Annotated in this window: 14 protein-coding genes; 8 read left to right on the top strand and 6 right to left on the bottom strand. The window is 38.2% G+C overall.

The genetic code is table 11. The features are described from left to right. Positions 1–79 precede the first annotated feature (79 nt). The 3 genes from nirD to ACN19N_RS08645 are packed head-to-tail and all read right to left on the bottom strand — an operon-like array spanning position 80 to position 5638. A complete protein-coding gene (nirD, locus tag ACN19N_RS08635) occupies positions 80–1699 on the bottom strand; it encodes a nitrite reductase small subunit NirD (protein ID WP_420001110.1) in 1620 nt (539 codons plus the stop codon). 11 nt (positions 1700–1710) lie between these two features. Then, complete coding sequence (gene nirB, locus ACN19N_RS08640) at positions 1711–4257, bottom strand: nitrite reductase large subunit NirB (RefSeq protein ID WP_420001111.1); 2547 nt, start codon at positions 4255–4257, stop codon at positions 1711–1713. Between the two features lie 28 nt (positions 4258–4285). Continuing rightward, positions 4286–5638, bottom strand: coding sequence for an MFS transporter (locus ACN19N_RS08645; protein ID WP_420001112.1), 1353 nt, complete (start codon positions 5636–5638; stop codon positions 4286–4288). Positions 5639–6164: 526 nt separating this feature from the next. Here ACN19N_RS08645 and ACN19N_RS08650 point away from each other — a divergent pair. The 5 genes from ACN19N_RS08650 to accC all read left to right on the top strand — a co-directional run bounded on the left by ACN19N_RS08650 (position 6165) and on the right by accC (position 10792). Continuing rightward, a complete protein-coding gene (locus ACN19N_RS08650) occupies positions 6165–6755 on the top strand; it encodes an ANTAR domain-containing response regulator (RefSeq protein WP_420001113.1) in 591 nt (196 codons plus the stop codon). Further along, the gene (locus tag ACN19N_RS08655; protein WP_420001114.1) at positions 6756–7766 is read left to right on the top strand and encodes an ABC transporter substrate-binding protein; all 1011 of its coding nucleotides are present in this window, start codon (positions 6756–6758) and stop codon (positions 7764–7766) included. It begins immediately after the preceding gene. A gap of 745 nt (positions 7767–8511) precedes the next feature. Further along, positions 8512–8961, top strand: a complete 450-nt coding sequence (gene aroQ, locus ACN19N_RS08660; protein ID WP_269230293.1) for a type II 3-dehydroquinate dehydratase — start codon at positions 8512–8514, stop codon at positions 8959–8961. Between the two features lie 26 nt (positions 8962–8987). Continuing rightward, positions 8988–9410 carry an acetyl-CoA carboxylase biotin carboxyl carrier protein gene (accB, locus tag ACN19N_RS08665; RefSeq protein ID WP_005160413.1) on the top strand — a complete coding sequence of 141 codons (423 nt, stop codon included), beginning with the start codon at positions 8988–8990 and terminating at the stop codon, positions 9408–9410. Between the two features lie 17 nt (positions 9411–9427). Further along, positions 9428–10792, top strand: a complete 1365-nt coding sequence (gene accC, locus ACN19N_RS08670) for an acetyl-CoA carboxylase biotin carboxylase subunit (RefSeq protein ID WP_420001115.1) — start codon at positions 9428–9430, stop codon at positions 10790–10792. Positions 10793–10838: 46 nt separating this feature from the next. On the opposite strand, the gene ACN19N_RS08675 is transcribed toward accC, so the two are convergent. Next, a complete protein-coding gene (locus ACN19N_RS08675; protein ID WP_269230291.1) occupies positions 10839–11315 on the bottom strand; it encodes a hypothetical protein in 477 nt (158 codons plus the stop codon). Between the two features lie 204 nt (positions 11316–11519). Here ACN19N_RS08675 and ACN19N_RS08680 point away from each other — a divergent pair, with 204 nt between their 5' ends. Next, positions 11520–13010, top strand: coding sequence for an amidase (locus ACN19N_RS08680; RefSeq protein ID WP_420001116.1), 1491 nt, complete (start codon positions 11520–11522; stop codon positions 13008–13010). A 1-nt stretch (position 13011) separates the two neighbouring features. Here the strand turns inward: ACN19N_RS08680 and ACN19N_RS08685 are convergent, their stop codons facing one another. Together ACN19N_RS08685 and ACN19N_RS08690 are read right to left on the bottom strand one after the other, a co-directional pair. Then, positions 13012–14184 (bottom strand): MFS transporter, encoded by a 1173-nt coding sequence (locus tag ACN19N_RS08685; RefSeq protein WP_420001117.1) that lies wholly within the window; start codon positions 14182–14184, stop codon positions 13012–13014. 208 nt (positions 14185–14392) lie between these two features. Beyond that, positions 14393–15781: an amino acid permease gene (locus ACN19N_RS08690; protein ID WP_269230288.1), complete on the bottom strand. Its 1389-nt coding sequence runs from the start codon at positions 15779–15781 to the stop codon at positions 14393–14395. A 355-nt stretch (positions 15782–16136) separates the two neighbouring features. Here ACN19N_RS08690 and fahA point away from each other — a divergent pair, with 355 nt between their 5' ends. Together fahA and maiA are read left to right on the top strand one after the other, a co-directional pair. After that, a complete protein-coding gene (fahA, locus tag ACN19N_RS08695; RefSeq protein ID WP_420001118.1) occupies positions 16137–17444 on the top strand; it encodes a fumarylacetoacetase in 1308 nt (435 codons plus the stop codon). Next, entirely contained in the window at positions 17431–18063 is a 633-nt protein-coding gene (gene maiA, locus ACN19N_RS08700; protein ID WP_269238002.1) for a maleylacetoacetate isomerase, read from the top strand. The genes fahA and maiA overlap by 14 nt, the downstream gene beginning before the upstream one ends. The last annotated feature ends 2 nt before the right edge of the window (positions 18064–18065 follow it).

Raw genomic sequence — 18065 nt, forward strand, 5'->3', positions numbered from 1 at the left:
ATCTTTGGTTGACTACCATAAAGTAGTTAAATGACTGAGTTTTTGGTTTAGGAGAAATTTCTCCTAAACCAAAGTAAGATTAACCTGCTTTTTTCAATGCAAAATCTTTACCAAATAACAATTTATTTCTAAATGTCGAAACAGGTGTTTGATCCGCAATTAACTCGGCATACCACATACCATCTTCGGTATCACCGAATAAAACAGCACCAATCACTTTATCTTTTTGGATAATAATACGCTTGTAAATATGGCGTTTTTCGTCATTTAGAATGATGTCTTCATAATCTTCTTTAGGCTCAAAATTACCTGCGGAGAAGACATCGACACCACTAACTTTAAGCTGAGTTGGTACAGTTGGAGACTTGAACGTTAAGCTACCGTGTTCAGCCAAATGGGTTGCACAAATAAATGCTTGCCCCCAAAGTGGCTCCACCAATCCAAAGGTTTGATTACGATGTTCAATACATTCACCAACAGCATAAATACTTGGATCAAAGGTTTGCATGGTGTCATTCACTAAAATGCCGCGATTACAACGTAATCCAGCGCTTTGCGCCAAAGTGATATTTGGACGAATACCTACAGCAAAGACCACCAAATCAGCATCTAATAAACTACCATCTTTTAAACGGATCTGACTGACATGACCATTTTTACCAATTAAAGCTTCGGTATTGGCTTCAGTAATAATCTTGATGCCTTTCTCTTCAATGCTATGACGTAGCATACGGCTTGCTCGACCATCTAATTGACGCTCCATGATACGATCCATTAGATGCAGCACCGTTACATTCATGCCACGTTGCTTCAAGCCATACGCTGCTTCTAGACCAAGTAAACCACCGCCAATCACGACTGCATTTTTTTTAGTTTCACAATATTTAATCATGGTATTCACATCATAAATATCACGGAAACTAATCACACCTTTCAAGTCAACACCTTGTACTGGTGGAATAAACGGCTTAGAACCTGTGGCAATAATTAAACGGTCATAATCAACAGTTTCACCTTTTTCTGTATGGACTGTCTTGCGAGTACGATCAATTTTTATCGCAGGATCATCAGCAATAAACTTAATCCCTTTATCGCTATACCAAGCATGAGAATGCAACATAATATCTTCGATCGTTTTCTCACCTGAAAGTACTGGTGACAGCATGATACGGTTATAGTTACCCCAAGGTTCTTCACCAATGACTGTCACTTCATAACGATCTGGCGCCATATCAAGCAAATCTTCTAGGCAACGCATCCCAGCTAAACCATTACCAATCAGAACAAGCTTTAACTTCTCTTGTGAAATTCCATTGTTGGTAATATAAGTTTTTTGTGGTACAGCTCCGACCCAGACACGACCATTTTCAATTTTAGTCGGGAAAACCAATAGTTTTTGATCTTTATCTTCTAGGCATCGACCTGTTGCTAGACTGAAGTGTTGCTTATAAATCGGTGAGGCAATAACACGCTCACCTTGCAAATCACCAATAATACCGCGCGCCATCACATTCGCTTGGCTGAATGGATCTTTATTGCTTAATGCATAAATACGTTTTTCGTTCCCTACGCGAAATAAAGCAACTGATTGTCCTGCAATAAGTGCACCTGCGCCAGTATTTGGTGTGATGTCATCAAGGTTACATACATCGACCCATTGATTTTCTGGAAGCATACTCATGTCTTTTAAATTTGTCATTTTGATTCTCCTTATGCTTCTACCATCGGGATACGATCAACTGAACGTTCAGCTTCATTTAATGGACGGATTTGATCACGAACTTCGGTAAATTGAATATATGGATCAGCTTGCTCTTCTGCGCTTGCATTGATGTAAGTTTGGAAGCGTTTACGAATTTCAGGATTCTCTACCGCAGTACGCCATTCATCTTGATAAGTTCCAATCACATGCGCCATACGATTTTCCAGCTCTTCAGCAAGACCCAGAGAATCATCAACAATCACAGCTTTGAGATAATCTAAACCACCCTCCATATTGTCACGCCATACACTGGTACGTTGTAAACGATCAGCGGTTTGGATATAGAACATAAAGAAGCGGTCGATATAACGAATCAAAGTTTCGGTATCAAGATCAGAAGCTAAAAGCTCTGCATGACGCGGCTTCATTCCACCATTACCACATACATAGAGGTTCCAGCCTTTTTCTGTCGCAATGACACCGACATCTTTACCTTGTGCTTCAGCGCACTCACGGGTACAACCTGACACCGCCATTTTTAGTTTGTGCGGTGAGCGTAAGCCTTTGTAGCGGTTTTCTAGTTCGATTGCTAAACCAACAGAATCATCCACACCATAGCGGCACCAAGTGCTACCCACACATGATTTCACTGTACGTAATGATTTACCGTAAGCATGCCCTGACTCGAAGCCTGCTGCATTCAACTCTTCCCAAATAAATGGTAGCTCGTGCAGTTGTGCACCAAATAAGTCAACACGTTGACCACCTGTAATTTTGGTATACAGGTTATATTTTTTAGCAATTTGACCTACAGCAATCAAACCATCTGGAGTGACTTCACCACCTGCCATACGCGGTACAACTGAGTATGAACCATCCTTTTGGATATTTCCTAAATAGTAGTCATTACTGTCTTGTAGACCAGCGTGCGTTGGTTCCAATACAAAGTCATTCCAGCACGATGCCAAAATGTTCGCTGTCATTGGTTTACAGATATCACAACCTAAACCATGACCATGTTGTTGAATCAAATCATCAAATGTTTTGATTTCATTGATACGTACCAAGTGATAGATCTCTTGACGTGAGTATGGGAAGTGCTCACAAACATGGTTATTAACCGTTACACCTTGACGTTGTAACTCAGACTTTAAAACTTGAGTAACTAATGGCGCACAACCACCACATGCCGTTGCTGCTTTGGTACATTTCTTTAAAGCACCTAAAGAGGTGGAACCATCACAAATGGCTTGGCAAATATCTGCTTTCGACACGTTGTTACATGAACAAATCGTTGCGCTGTCTGGAAGTAAATCAACACCACTGCCACCCGCCTTCGCACCAGAATCAGCAAAGCCTGGCATGATTAAGCTTTCAGGTGTTTCTGGCAATGCGATACCATTCAACATCATTTGTAGAAGATCGTTATATTCTTTTGCATCACCAACAAGTACTGCACCCAGTAATTTGGTTTTGTCTGCATCTACAACGATTTTCTTATAAATCAATGCATCCTCATCAGCATAGAAATAGCTAAGCGAATTCGGTGTCATGCCATGTGCATCACCCACCGATGCTACATCCACACCCATCAACTTCAGCTTGGTACTCATATCAGCACCAGCAAAGCTATGTGTTTCTTCTTCTAAGATATGTTTGGCTGCAATACGTGCCATATCATAGCCAGGAGCCACTAAACCATAGATTTTATTGTCCCAAAGCGCACATTCACCAATTGCGTAAATATTTTCATCAGAGGTTTGGCAGTAATCATTGATCTTGATACCACCACGCTCCCCAAGTGCTAAACCGCTTGAACGTGCTAATTCATCACGTGGGCGAATACCTGCTGAGAATAAAATAATATCTGTTTCAAGCTCGCTACCATCCGCAAACTTCATCACATGCGTTGCGCTTTCTCCCGCTTCAATAGATGAAGTTGCTTTTTGAGTATGAACTTTTACACCAAGGTTCTCGATTTTACGGCGTAAAACTTTACCGCCTAAGTCATCAATTTGAACCGCCATTAAGCGTGGTGCAAATTCAACAACGTGCGTTTCTAGGTTTAAATCACGTAAAGCTTTTGCAGCCTCCAAACCTAATAAACCACCACCAATCACTACACCCGATTTTGAATTTAAGCTTGCAGCGCGAATTGAATCTAAATCTTCAATGGTTCGATAAACAAAACAGTTCTCACGATCATTGCCTGAAATTGGTGGAACAAACGCATATGAACCTGTTGCCAATACCAATTTGTCGTAACTAATCACATCACCAAAACTTGTTGTCACTGTTTTTTCTACAGTATCGATTGCAATTGCTTTGGTATCCAAGCGTAAGTCAATACCATGTGCATCTGCGAAATCAAAACGTGCAAGTGATAGGTCTTTTGCTGATTTTCCTGAAAAATATTCAGTTAAATGAACACGATCATATGCAATGCGTGGTTCTTCAGCAAGAATCGTTATTTCTAATTCATCATCAGCTTTCTCTAAGATGGCTTCGATGAATTTATGACCCACCATACCGTGACCAATCATCACTAATTTCATTGTGTTTCTCCTAAAATCTAATCTGAGATTAAGCTGCGCTGTTTTGTTCTGAGCCGCGTTCTAAAATCGCTTGTTCAAACAAGCGTTGTTCTTTTTCTTTATGCTCTACCGAAAATCGGATCAGCATGACCGAACTCGCAGCAATGACCACTAAGCCACCTAAAACCATTAAACAAGTTTGAATATCCAACATACCTTTCAATAAGAAACCTGCTGCTACTGCACCAACGTTTCCACCAGCACCGATGATGCCTGCAACACCACCTAGCGCTTCACGATCAATGAATGGAACAAGCGCATAAGTTGCACCACATGCCATATGAGTAAATAATGCGAACACAGTCATCACTAGAATTGCCAACACAGGACCATTCATTTGTGAGAACAACATTAAGAAAAGCCCTTCGCCAAGAATTAAAGCAAATAGCACTTTAGTACGACCATCTAAGCCTTTTTTGAGTGCAACTTTGTCTGAAAGAATCCCACCCAATGCACGGGCAAATAATGCAAGCAAACCAAAAATACCTGCTGCTAAACCAGCTTCTTTTAATCCAAAACTGAAGTGCTCGACGTAGTACATCGCGATGATGTTATGAATAAAGATTTCGATACCGAAACATGCTGCATACGAGAAGAATAGAACCCATACGCGATAGTTACGTGCAGCATGCATTAAGATTGCAAGGCCACCTTTTTTATCACTACCAACCGCTATACCTTGTTCACGGAGCTCTTTAAAATTGCCTTGAGGACAATCTTGTGTCAATTTCCAGTAAAGGAAACCTACAATCACCATCATGACACCCGGTACAATCAGTGCAATTCTCCACCCCATTGTTTGCTCAACGCCAAACATAACTAAAGCAGCAAGCAGTAATGGCATGAGTGCTTGAGTTGCCCCACCGCCTGCATTTCCCCAACCTGCTGAAGCAGCATTTGCAGTACCTACGACATTCGGAGCAAACATGGTGCTGGTGTGGTATTGCGTGATCACAAAACTTGCACCAATCGCACCGATAAGGAGGCGAAAGAAAAGGAACGATTCATAGCTATTTGCTGAAGCCACACCAAATACAGGTATGCTGCCAATAATCAACAAGGCGGTATAGGTCTTGCGTGGCCCGTATTTATCGCATAAAGGACCAACAATCAAACGAACTAAGATGGTGATTGCAACTGCGGCAATGTTAATATTTGCGATTTGATCTTTGGTTAAATGAAACTCACCTGCAATGACAGGCATCAATGGTGCGCAGGCAAACCAAGCAAAGAAGCAAACAAAGAATGCAAGCCAACTCATGTGGAATGCGCGCATCGCTGGCGCTGAGAAGTTAAATAACTTAATTGATGTGGCTTTTTTCGCCGATAAATCTAAAGACATTGCCATCTCCTATACTGAACGTAATTGCTTTGTTGACACATATCGCTGTGTAAACAAACCGATCAGATCGGACATCGTTGGCCGTCTTACAATTTTTTAAAAAGTCTTCATTGACTCAATAAAGACAAAGCAAGTGTTATGCCAATTAATAAAATAAAAATAAAAAAATAATATTAATTATTGTTTAATAATGATTTTTTGTAAAATAAATAGCATTTTAAATATCTTTTAAATGGTTAAATAAATGCCGAATATATGAATGAACTGTTTTAAAGCACAATTAAACATGCTTCAAAATAATTCTTTTTATGCACCAACAATGAACATTAATTATTTTTAATAAAGATCACATCTATTTTTTATTTGTTTCCCTTAGCTACAACGATACAATAAAGCGCACAAAATCGAGGCTAAAGTAATGCCTGCACTGAATAGATCATTCCTGATGGCATTAATTTTGCTTCAAAAAAATACTTAAAGCACATTATGCTAAATGTGCATTGACTTATAATTTGACTTTATATTTATGCCGAAACTCAAAATCGCACTTATTGACGATGATCAGGCTCGAGCTGAATACATTAAAACATGTTTAATTCAACATGACTTTGATGTCGTTGCTAGTTTGACTTTAGATCACCTCAATGTTTTTAAATTAGAACATCTTCAAGCAGATGTTATTTTGCTTGATATGGATCATCCTCATCGTGATGTAATTGAGAGTTGCGTAAGCAATTTTGACTTACCAACGGTATTATTCACCAAGAACACTGACCGAGATATGATTAAACAGGCGATTGATGCAGGGATTACCGCCTATATCGTTGATGGTATCGATCCAAGCCGATTACATACCATTTTAGATATTTCGATTCAACAATATAAAAAACATAAAAAGTTAGAAGGTGATCTCAAAGATGCAAAGACCAAACTAGCAGATCGTAAAGATGTTGAGAAAGCTAAAGTCCTACTCATGCAATTACACGGATTAACCGAAGACAAAGCATTCCAACTCCTTAGAAAAAATGCCATGAGCCATCGTATGACCATTGGTGAAATGTCACGTCGCTTGCTCGATGCACAACAGCTTTTGAACAATCAATTACAGGATGAATAAATGAGCAGTTTAGAAAAAAGTGAATTGCAACTTGGCTACATCCCTTTGCTCGATTGTATTGCGCTATTATGGGCAAAACAGCGTGGTTTGTTTGAAGCAGTAGGTCTAAACGTTACCTTAACCAAAGAAGCTTCTTGGGCAAGCCTACGTGATCGACTGGCTTTTGGTCTTTTAGATGCTGCACATTGTTTATCTGCCATGTTACCTGCAGCAGCAATAGGTGCTGATCAAATTGGTATTCCATTACAAACACCACTCATTCTCAGTGAAAATCGAGCTTTTATAAGTTTAAGTCAAAAACTGTGTTATCAGTTAGATATAAAGAAATATGATGCTGTAGATCTATCAGCTAAAAAATTAGTAGAACACATGAAAAAAAATCATATGGTCTCTTTAGGACATGTTTTCCAGCATTCCATCCATCATTATTGCTTAAGAGAATGGCTAGCATTAGCAGATCCTGAACTTGCACATTCAATACAAGTCAAAACCTTACCACCTCCATATATGGTAGAAGCATTAAACAACCATTTAATTGATGGTTTTTGTGTTGGCGAGCCATGGAATACTCAAGCAGAGCTGGCAGGATTAGGACAAATTGTTGGCTCGAGTCAAGACATCATTCCAAATGTTGCAGATAAAGTTCTAGCTGTAACGCAAGAATGGGCTCAACAGCATCCAAATACATTAATTGCCTTAACTCGCGCAATCTTGCAAGCTCAGCAAGAGTTACGTGTGTTAGAAGATTTTGAACCTGTATGGCAACTTTTAATTGATTTTGATGTCATCCAGTTTGAATGTTCGCCAAGCATTCATGTCGAAAAATACTATACGATCCAAGATATAATTCGGAACTTCGTTAAAAGTAGCGCTATACCTAAAAGTACAGATTTTGAATGGTTGTTTCAGCAAATGCAAAAATGGAACAATTTGCCTGTAGGGTCTGTAGATTACGAAAATAAAGCACAAAGTTTTCTACTATTAGATACTTATTTAGCAGCATCAAAATAAGAGAACTCTTGATAAAAAAAAGCTGTCTTGTGAAAAGACAGCTTTGAAAAGACCCATAAGAGATTCTGCCAATCGAGAGCTATCTCTTATGTAATAGCTATACTATCTATATTCAATTTATCTTTTTCGGACATTTTCATGTCATTAGCAGCCATACAAAACTTCACAATTCATCTTTTTTGCCAATAAGCCACTTTCGTCGATTTAATCAACCCCTCCCCACGAGCTTGAATCCAATGTCAAATTGAAGCTAATGCTTATTATCAATCTAAACTGGCATATTTTTTATGAATCAGCAGCATTACGCTTCATCCACTGCTTTCTTTAGAAGTATATTTATACTAATTTTAAAAAATCTATTAGAATAAAAACAAATATTTTTCAAAAGATTAGAATAAAAAAATATTCATAGCTTGAAATAAACACATAAACTAATTAGAACTCAATTTAAGTTTCAAAAAAGCAAATCAATAAATTACATGACCTTCGAGTTACACAAATTACATGAACGAAATAAGGTAATTCAGTTTAAAATAGTGAAAAATAAATAAGCCTGAAATTTGTCATATTTTAACATTGCCATTTCCTTGCAAAGTTTTCATTATATGCACCATGCTTGGTATGCAAATTTCTTCATCCATTAAAAGAAATTATAAGAAAAAATGCAGAATTTTGTGCCATAATAAGCAAACTTTGCAGACATCTTGCAAAAAACATTTGCAGATTTAGAACTGGAGCAGGCTGAATGAGCTCAACCATTTTGGTAATTCATGGACCGAATTTGAACTTGCTAGGAAAACGCGAACCAGAGGTTTATGGTTATCTCACCTTAGATGATATTAACCAGCAACTCACCACTCAGGCTCATCAAGCATCATTTACACTAGATACATTTCAAAGCAACTGGGAAGGTGCGATTGTCGATCGCATTCATCAAGCACGAACTGAAGGGGTTAAATTTATCATTATTAATCCTGCAGCCTTGACTCATACATCAGTTGCTCTACGCGATGCCCTCCTTGGCGTTGCGATTCCATTTATTGAGGTTCATTTGTCAAATGTTCACGCCCGTGAATCATTCCGTCATCACTCATATTTATCAGACAAAGCCGTTGGTGTTATTTGTGGCTTAGGTGCGAAGGGTTACGCCTTTGCTCTCGATTTTGCAATCGAAAAAATTCAATCTTCTAACTAATTTATACATTTCAGGAATGCTCACTCATGGATATCCGTAAAATCAAGAAACTCATCGATTTGATGATTGAATCTGACTTACAAGCGATTGAAGTTAAGGAAGGTGATCAATCCATCTCATTAACTCGCCCTACTCCAGTTTACGCAGCGGCACCTTTGGCAGCAGCACCTAGTGCTTCTGCTCCTGCGGCTCCAGCAGCAAAAACACCTCGTGGCGCTGTAGAAACGTCACCGATGGTTGGTGTGTTCTATTCTGCACCAAGCCCAGGCGAAGGCCCATTCGTAAATGTAGGTCAAACAGTTTCTGCAGGTGAAACACTGGGTATCATCGAAGCGATGAAAATCATGAACCCAATTGAGGCAACTAAAAGCGGCGTGATTGAAGAAATTTTAGTGAAAAATGGTGAAGTGATCCAATTCGGTCAACCACTTTTCCGCTACCGCGCCTAATCAGTTTGGGGATTCCAATGTTGCAAAAAGTATTGATTGCAAACCGCGGTGAAATCGCTTTACGAATTACGCGAGCTTGTAAAACGCTTGGCATTAAAACAGTTGGTATTTATTCTGATGCTGACAAAGACTTAATGCATTTACGCTTCGTTGATGAAGCTGTCTGTATTGGGCCGGGTACCACAAGTGAAAGTTATTTAAATATTCCTGCAATTATTACTGCTGCAGAAATTACAGGTGCGGATGCAATCCATCCTGGATATGGCTTTTTGTCTGAAAATGCTGAATTTGCTGAAATTGTAGAAAGCTCAGGTTTTATTTTTATTGGTCCTCGCCCTGAACACATTCGTCTTATGGGTAACAAGGTATCCGCGATTATTGCCATGAAAAAGGCTGGCGTACCTACCGTGCCTGGATGTGACCATGCTGTAACGATTAACAATGCACTCGCTGAAGCAAAAGAAATTGGCTTCCCGTTGATCGTCAAAGCTGCATCAGGCGGCGGCGGTCGTGGTATGCGTATCGTTGAACGTGTCGACACACTACTTGAATCAGTTCAAGCTGCACAACGTGATGCTGAGATGTGGTTTGGTGATGATACTGTATACATGGAGCGCTTCTTACAGAAACCTCGCCATGTAGAAGTACAAGTGCTAGGTGATGGTAACGGTCATGCAATCCATTTATATGACCGAGACTGTTCTTTACAACGTCGCCATCAAAAGGTTTTAGAAGAAGCACCTGCTCCAAATCTACCAGAACAAGCACGTGCTGATATTTTAGAAGCATGTGTCAATGCTTGTAAGTTAATGCAATACCGTGGTGCTGGAACTTTTGAGTTTTTATTTGAAGAAGGAGAATTCTTCTTTATCGAAATGAATACTCGCGTTCAAGTTGAGCATCCTGTAACTGAAATGGTTACTGGCATTGATATTATTGAACAACAACTGCGGATTGCGGCTGGTTTAGGTTTAAATATTGAACAGCATGAAGTCGAAGTAAAAGGTCATGCGATTGAATGCCGTATCAATGCTGAGGATCCGACTAACTTCTTACCTTCTCCTGGTAAAATAGAAAACTTCTATGCACCCGGCGGCGCAGGTATTCGTTTAGATTCTCATATTTATCAAGGCTATAGTATTCCACCGTATTATGATTCCATGATTGCAAAACTCATCGCTCATGGTAAAGATCGCAAAACATCTTTAGCTCGTATGCGTCAAGCTTTAGATGAAATGATTTTGACTGGAATTAAAACCAATATTCCATTGCACAAAGATCTTATTTTGCAGGACAAAAACTTCTGTGAACAAGCTATGGATATTCATTATCTAGAAAAGCATCTGCTAAAACAGCTTGAACCGAAAGCTGAAAAAGCATAAATAAAAAAGCCTCTAAGTTAAGAGGCTTTTTTATTATTCAATCTTTCTAAGGTAGGACACGGCGTAATGTCGCAAAACATTTTTCGCCTTTTTCATTGGCGCAAAAATTAATGGTGTGATCATTTTCCCACTTCACAAAATATTGCGAAACCTCACCAGTTTGGTCTAGTGCTTGACCTGAGCAATCCATCTGATTATTGTCATACTTAATCTGTAAAACTAATGCTGGTAAACGCTCTTTATGATCTTCTGAAGGTTGATAATCATATAAACCATAAGACCACTCTTGGTTACTCTTAATCACGACTTCATTCATTCCACGAAAATTATAGTATTCGACACACTTCTTATTATTAGGAATTTCCATTGCCCATAGCCCCATGATTTCAGGACGAGTTATCACCCGAATCGCATTTGCTTTAGCCAATTGTTGTGCTGTTACTGCTTTTTCATTTACGACCGTGTCTGCCATAGTCCATGTTGAGCAAGCCCATAATAATCCAATAATATAAATATTTTTCATAGATTTAATTAAGTCGTAATCTAAACGGTGCAAGGCTTTAAATTAGCATATTTTTTGAGAAAAACATGCATTCATAACCATATAAACACAATATTTTTAGCTTGAGCTTTAGTTGATTGTTATGGCATTTTTTCAGGTATGCTAGTTCTAGATTTACAGTAATTTTATTTACATTATAAAGATTTAGCTTTAAGGATAAAAGCCATGAAATTTTCTGAATACGTGCAATATGATGGTTTAGGATTAGCAAAACTGGTCAAAAGCAAACAAGTTCATCCTTCAGAATTATTAAAAATTGCATTAGAACGAACAGATAAAGTCAATCCAAAGCTAAACGCCATTATTATTCCAATGTATGAGCAAGCGAAGCAGCGCACACAGCAAGAATCCTCTGGGTTATTTGCAGGCGTTCCATTTCTAGTCAAAGACTTATTCCAAGAATATCAAGGTATTCCAACCTCTTATGGTAGCCAAGCGCTAAAAAAAATTAATTATACCCCTGATTTTAATGCTGAAATCGTAAACCGCTGGGAACAAACAGGGATTATTACTTTTGGTCGTACAAACACGCCTGAGTTTGGTATCAAAGGAATTACTGAACCCGATGCTTGGGGCACTTGCCACAATCCGTGGAATTTAAAACACAATAGTGGTGGTTCTTCTGGTGGATCAGGCTCTGCAGTTGCAAGTGGAATCGTCCCAGTTGCAGGCGCAGGTGACGGTGGCGGATCAATTCGCATCCCCGCTTCTTATTGTGGTTTATTTGGATTAAAGCCGAGTCGTGGTCGTACACCTTGGGGGCCACAATACAGTGAAGCAATGCATGGTGCTGCCATGCAACATGTTCTCTGCAAAACAGTTCGCGATAGTGCTGCCATGCTCGATGCAGTTCAAGGTCCAGAACAAACTTCACTTTTTAGAATAGAAGCACCTGAAAAGAAATATTTAGATATCATTCAACAGGCTCCAAGAAAACTCAAAATTGCTTTTAATACTCAATCACCAATTGGAACGAAGGTTTCTAAAGATGCGATTCAAGCTGTTCAACAAACTGCTAAGTTACTGGAGTCTTTAGGGCATATTGTTGTAGAAGATCGTCCAAAAATAGATGGTTTGGCATTAGGAAAAGACTTTGTAACGACTTGGTTTAGTCAATTCGCATATATGCAGACACAAATTAAACAAATGGCAGGTGCAACTGATCATGATTTCGAATTAGATTCTATTGCCCTCGCTGCTTTTGGGGCCAAAACAACCGCAACAGAATATATTCATACACTTAATAATTGGGGGCTTTATAGCACTCAAATGAACATTTTCTTTGAAAAATATGACCTTTATTTAACCCCAACAACAGCATCAATCGCACCAAAAAATGGGGAAGTTGCCACACCTAATTGGCAAAAACCAATCTTGAAAGGACTATTAAAATTAGGAAAAGCGCACTATCTCGCACAAGGGAAATTAGTTGAAAAAATGTTACAGGATAATTTAAGTTGGGTACCTTTTACGCAGTTAGCAAATGTTACAGGTCTACCCGCCATGTCAGTCCCATTATATTGGAACAAAAATGGCTTACCTTTAGGCAGCCAGTTTATTGCACCTTTTGGACGTGAAGATCGTTTATTGCAACTTGCAGCACAATTAGAACAGACACAACCATGGATGTCTCAATATCAGAATATTCAACTCTAATCTAAGTTTTAGCTGCCGTGTCCAATTGATTCGGCAGCCAAAATACTAAAAACAAACCAACCAGTACGATACCACTTGCATATAAGAAAATTGTTGCGCCTGAAAATACTTGCCAATAATGCCCAGCTAATAGACTTCCAGATGCGACCCCTAACCCCCACATTGTGCTGTAAAGTGCTTGTCCCCGCCCTTGTTGCTCAGCTGAAAAATTTTGAAAAATCACTTTCATTGCAATTAAGTGAAATAATCCAAAACTAAAGGCATGTAAACATTGAGCAAATAACTGACCCCAAAAATTTGTGTTCAATATACTAACCAGAAACCAGCGTAAACTGGTCAAAATCAAACATACTGCAACTAGTGTCCGCCAAGAGAAACGAGTAAAGAAAACTTTTTGCGCTACGGAAAACATTATAATTTCTGCAATTACGCCTGTTGCCCACAGCGTTCCAATTTGTGTTGTGCTAAACCCAATCTCTTTTAAAAAATTACTATAAAAACTATAAAATGGCGCTTGTGAAAATAATAAAACAAATTCAATTGCAAAAAATGCGGCCACAGTAGGTCGTTTTAAAATGGGTATTATAGATTCTAGTTTTTTTTGCGAGCTTGGCGCATGTTCAGGTTCTTTAATGGTAAATGACCACAAAAAAGCTAAAAAAGAAACCGCTAGAAGTAAAATGGGTAGCATGGAAATTTGAATAATTTCTAATAAAGCACCAATAATGAATACACCCAATATGAAGCCAAGAGATCCCCATTTTCTAACTTTTCCATAAAGCTCTGCGCGTTTATCCCCTAACCAGAATAAAGTAACACCTTCAAATTGCGCCAAAATTGCATTTTGAAAGAAACTAAAGATCAGCATGAGTAGTGCAACAGATTGAAAACTATTCGGAATGATGAAGATGGCAAACCAGATACAGGCTTCCATCCATGTTGCAATACGCACTAGCAACATTCGTTTGCCTGACTTATCAGCAACCCATCCCCAAATCAAAGGTGCAAAAAAACGAGTAATAATCGCAATTGAAGACAAAATACCAATTTCTTGATAATTGAAACCTTGATCTTGTAGATACAAGTTCCAATAAGGCATGAATGTACCCACTATGGAATAGTAAAACAAATAGAAACCGCCCAATCGGGTTTGGATACTTAGAGATTGAAACAATTCACGCGCCTTTTACATGGATCAACATCTATCATTCACAACAAGATGTATTGCCTTTCGATAAACATAAATTTTAGCGGATTTAGATCTTTAATTCGTCCTTTTATTTATGATGAATATCCACCTCAGTAACTTTTATTTTTCATTCAACAATAATAAAGGGGCTGAAATATTCAGCCCCTTTATTAATTTAGATATACTTCAGCCGTTATATATCCGTATGAAAAGCCACACTTGGTTGAGCATTTCTTAACTTTCGCTGTTTAAGAAAATACGCAAACATTAAGCAAAGAATCCATGCTGGAATCATCATAACGGCAATACGCATATCCGGCGTTAAAGACATCACCACCAAAATGCTAAGCATAAAAACGATACATAGATAATTGCTGAATGGATACGCGATACTAGGGAATTTACTTATTACTCCCTGTGCTTGCATCGTCTTACGAAACTTTAGATGTGTCCAAGAAATAACAACCCAGTTAATCACAATCGCTGCAACAACGAGCATCATCAATAAGCCAAAAGCTTTTTCTGGGAAAGCATAATTTAGTAAAACACACAATACTGTTACAAATGCAGAAATCAGTACAGCATTTGTAGGAATACCATTTTTGTTAATTTTCTTCAGGAACTGAGGTGCATTACCCTGCTGCGCCAAGCCCAATAACATACGGCTGCTACAATAGCTTGTTCCGTTATAAACTGAAACCGCCGCCGTTAAAATTACAAAGTTCAACATGGTCGCAACACCTTGGCTGTCTAATGATGCAAACACCATCACAAATGGACTACCACCATTTGCCATTTGATTCCAAGGAAACAAAGCAAATAAGATAAAAAGTGTCGCAATATAGAAAATTAAAATACGGTAAATAATTTGGTTTACCGCTTTAGGTAAGGTTTTATCTGGATCACGCGCTTCCGCAGCCGTAATACCAAATAATTCAATTCCACCGAATGCGAAGATAATTACAGCCATAGCCATAACTAAACCTTTTATGCCATACGGAAAGAAACCACCTAGTGCCCAAAGGTTACTAATACTAGCTTGCGGGCCAGCAGTGCCTGTAGCAAGTAAATAAGAACCAAAAGCAATCATTGCTAAAATCGCCAAAATTTTGATGATTGAGAACCAAAACTCCATTTCACCAAACAATTTTACATGCAATAAATTGATACCGTTGATTAATAGGAAAAAGGCTAATGCTGAAGCCCATGTCGGAATTTCAGGCCACCAGTATTGGATATATAGACCAATTGCACTCAGCTCCGCCATACAAACTAAAATATTTAGTACCCAATAGTTCCAACCTGACATAAAGCCAGCGAATGGACCCCAGTACTTATAAGCAAAGTGACTGAAAGAACCACTCACAGGCTCTTGTACAACCATTTCACCTAACTGTCGCATCATTAGAAAAGCGATAAACCCAGCGATTGCATACCCCAGGATGACTGATGGTCCTGCAAGCTTGATTGATTGAGAAATACCGAGAAACAATCCAGTACCAATTGCACCACCTAGTGCAATAAGTTGGATATGCCGATTGCTTAAACCGTGTTTCAGGTTTCCTTGCTGTTGGTTTGACATATGATTATTCTCATCCTTGTCACGTAATTTTATTATTCAAAATTACGTATATCATAAATTAATCAGAAATGCCTAGTATTGATTGAAAAATAATTAAGTTACTTTTCTCGTAACTGCGCATATAAGCAGAAATTTCAATAAATAACAATAATTATGAATTATGTAATTAAATTATGTATTGCGTAATTAATTTAATTGCGTATTATAGAATAAATAAGACACCACCTTTCTTGCTTAATCGAAGTAAATAAGCGATATGAAATAAAAATATTTTATTAAATTTCATATTATTAGGCTCAGAAAGATAAACAACCCAAATAGTTTTTGACAAAATTTGAGACAAGGAAAGCAAATTATGACGCAACTTTTAACATCTTTTCTTGAAATAGATCCCCATTCAGATTTCACAATACATAATTTACCTTATGGTATTTTCAGTGAAGTGCCTAATGGTCATAAGCGCGTTGGTGTTGCAATTGGTGAATGGGTACTTGACTTAGCCTTATTAGAGTCAGAAGGCTTATTAAATATTGATGGAAATATAAATTTTTTCAATCAACCTACACTCAATAAATTTATTGAGTCAGGTAAACATAATTGGAAGAACGTGCGCAAAATGCTGCAAAGTTTACTTTCAATTGATAATCCAATACTTCGCAATAATCATGATTTGATTTCTCAAGCTTTATTGAAAAGAGATAGTATTACTCTACATTTACCAATTCATATTTCTGGCTATACCGATTTCTACTCATCAAAAGAACATGCCACTAACGTTGGTACGATGTTTAGAGATCCTAAAAATGCTTTACTTCCGAACTGGAGTGAGCTTCCAGTTGGCTACAATGGGCGTGCAAGTTCAGTCGTGGTCAGTGGCACAAATATCGTTCGCCCATCAGGTCAGATCAAACTACCAAATGTTGACCGTCCTATTTTCTCTGCTACCCGTAAACTAGACTTTGAGTTAGAAACTGCGTTCGTTGTTGGTAAATCGACTGAACTAGGACAGCCTATTTCTATCGATAATGCATGGGATCATATTTTTGGTATGGTGCTATTGAACGATTGGTCCGCACGCGATATTCAACAATGGGAATATGTTCCTTTAGGACCATTTAATGCAAAAACTTTTGCAAGCGCCATTTCTCCGTGGGTTGTTACCATGGAAGCTCTTGAACCATTTAAAGTAAAAGGTCCAGAGCAAGATCCAAAACCACTAGATTATTTACAAGAAAATATTACTAATAGCTACGACATTCATCTTAGCGTTGAGATACAAAGCCCTCAATCACAATCAACGGATGTCATTTGCCAAACAAACTTTAAATATATGTATTGGTCGATGGCACAACAACTCACTCATCACACCATTGCAGGTTGTAATGTCCAAGTTGGTGATCTTATGGGCTCGGGTACGATTTCTGGTTCAAAAATTGACTCTTATGGAAGTTTGTTAGAATTAACTTGGAATACGACCAAACCTATTACCCTATCTAATGGGGAAAAACGCGGTTTCTTAGAAGATGGAGATCGCGTCATCATGAAAGGTTATTGTGAAAAAGATGGTATTCGTATCGGATTCGGTCAAGTCGAAAATACCATTCTTGCAGCGCATACATTTAACTTCGATAAAAAAGAGGTTGATCAGTATGAAACTGTATAGTTATTTTCGTAGCTCTGCTGCCTATCGTGTCCGTATTGCACTTAACCTAAAAGAACTTAGCTACGAAACTGAAAGCATTCATTTAGTTAAAAATGAACAACAAATGGATCGCTATAAAAATTTAAATCCTAGTCAATTGGTGCCTACACTCATTGATGAAGATCACGTTTTCTTACAATCGATGAATATTTTAGAGTATTTGGAAGAACAATATCCAACCAAAGCTCTATTACCTAAAAATCTGGTTGAGCGTGCCAAAGTTCGTGCTTTTTCCCAAGCAATTGCTTGTGATATTCATCCTTTAAATAATTTAAGGGTATTGAAATATCTCAATCATGAACTTGCTATCACTGATCAGCAAAAAAATGATTGGTACACACATTGGGTAATCGAAGGCTTTAAAAGTCTAGAGCATCAACTTCAGCACTCAAATGGACAATTCTGTTTTGGAACTGAACCAACATTTGCAGACTGTTGTTTAATCCCCCAAGTCTATAACGCAAAACGTTTCAAAATTGATTTAAGTGCTTTCCCAAAAATTGAAAGTATTTATCTGCACTGTCTAACTCTCCCAGCATTTCTACATGCCTCACCAGAACAACAACCAGATTGGGAATAATG

It is taken from the genome of Acinetobacter sp. LF10 (assembly GCF_048585715.1).
Taxonomy (GTDB): domain Bacteria; phylum Pseudomonadota; class Gammaproteobacteria; order Pseudomonadales; family Moraxellaceae; genus Acinetobacter.

What these genes read in the sequence shown, in the direction of transcription:
- nirD (WP_420001110.1), bottom strand. Translation starts at nt 1,699, where the DNA reads ATGACAAATTTAAAAGACATGAGTATGCTTCCAGAAAATCAATGGGTC.
- nirB (WP_420001111.1), bottom strand. Translation starts at nt 4,257, where the DNA reads ATGAAATTAGTGATGATTGGTCACGGTATGGTGGGTCATAAATTCATC.
- ACN19N_RS08645 (WP_420001112.1), bottom strand. Translation starts at nt 5,638, where the DNA reads ATGTCTTTAGATTTATCGGCGAAAAAAGCCACATCAATTAAGTTATTT.
- ACN19N_RS08650 (WP_420001113.1), top strand. Translation starts at nt 6,165, where the DNA reads ATGCCGAAACTCAAAATCGCACTTATTGACGATGATCAGGCTCGAGCT.
- ACN19N_RS08655 (WP_420001114.1), top strand. Translation starts at nt 6,756, where the DNA reads ATGAGCAGTTTAGAAAAAAGTGAATTGCAACTTGGCTACATCCCTTTG.
- aroQ (WP_269230293.1), top strand. Translation starts at nt 8,512, where the DNA reads ATGAGCTCAACCATTTTGGTAATTCATGGACCGAATTTGAACTTGCTA.
- accB (WP_005160413.1), top strand. Translation starts at nt 8,988, where the DNA reads ATGGATATCCGTAAAATCAAGAAACTCATCGATTTGATGATTGAATCT.
- accC (WP_420001115.1), top strand. Translation starts at nt 9,428, where the DNA reads ATGTTGCAAAAAGTATTGATTGCAAACCGCGGTGAAATCGCTTTACGA.
- ACN19N_RS08675 (WP_269230291.1), bottom strand. Translation starts at nt 11,315, where the DNA reads ATGAAAAATATTTATATTATTGGATTATTATGGGCTTGCTCAACATGG.
- ACN19N_RS08680 (WP_420001116.1), top strand. Translation starts at nt 11,520, where the DNA reads ATGAAATTTTCTGAATACGTGCAATATGATGGTTTAGGATTAGCAAAA.
- ACN19N_RS08690 (WP_269230288.1), bottom strand. Translation starts at nt 15,781, where the DNA reads ATGTCAAACCAACAGCAAGGAAACCTGAAACACGGTTTAAGCAATCGG.
- fahA (WP_420001118.1), top strand. Translation starts at nt 16,137, where the DNA reads ATGACGCAACTTTTAACATCTTTTCTTGAAATAGATCCCCATTCAGAT.
- maiA (WP_269238002.1), top strand. Translation starts at nt 17,431, where the DNA reads ATGAAACTGTATAGTTATTTTCGTAGCTCTGCTGCCTATCGTGTCCGT.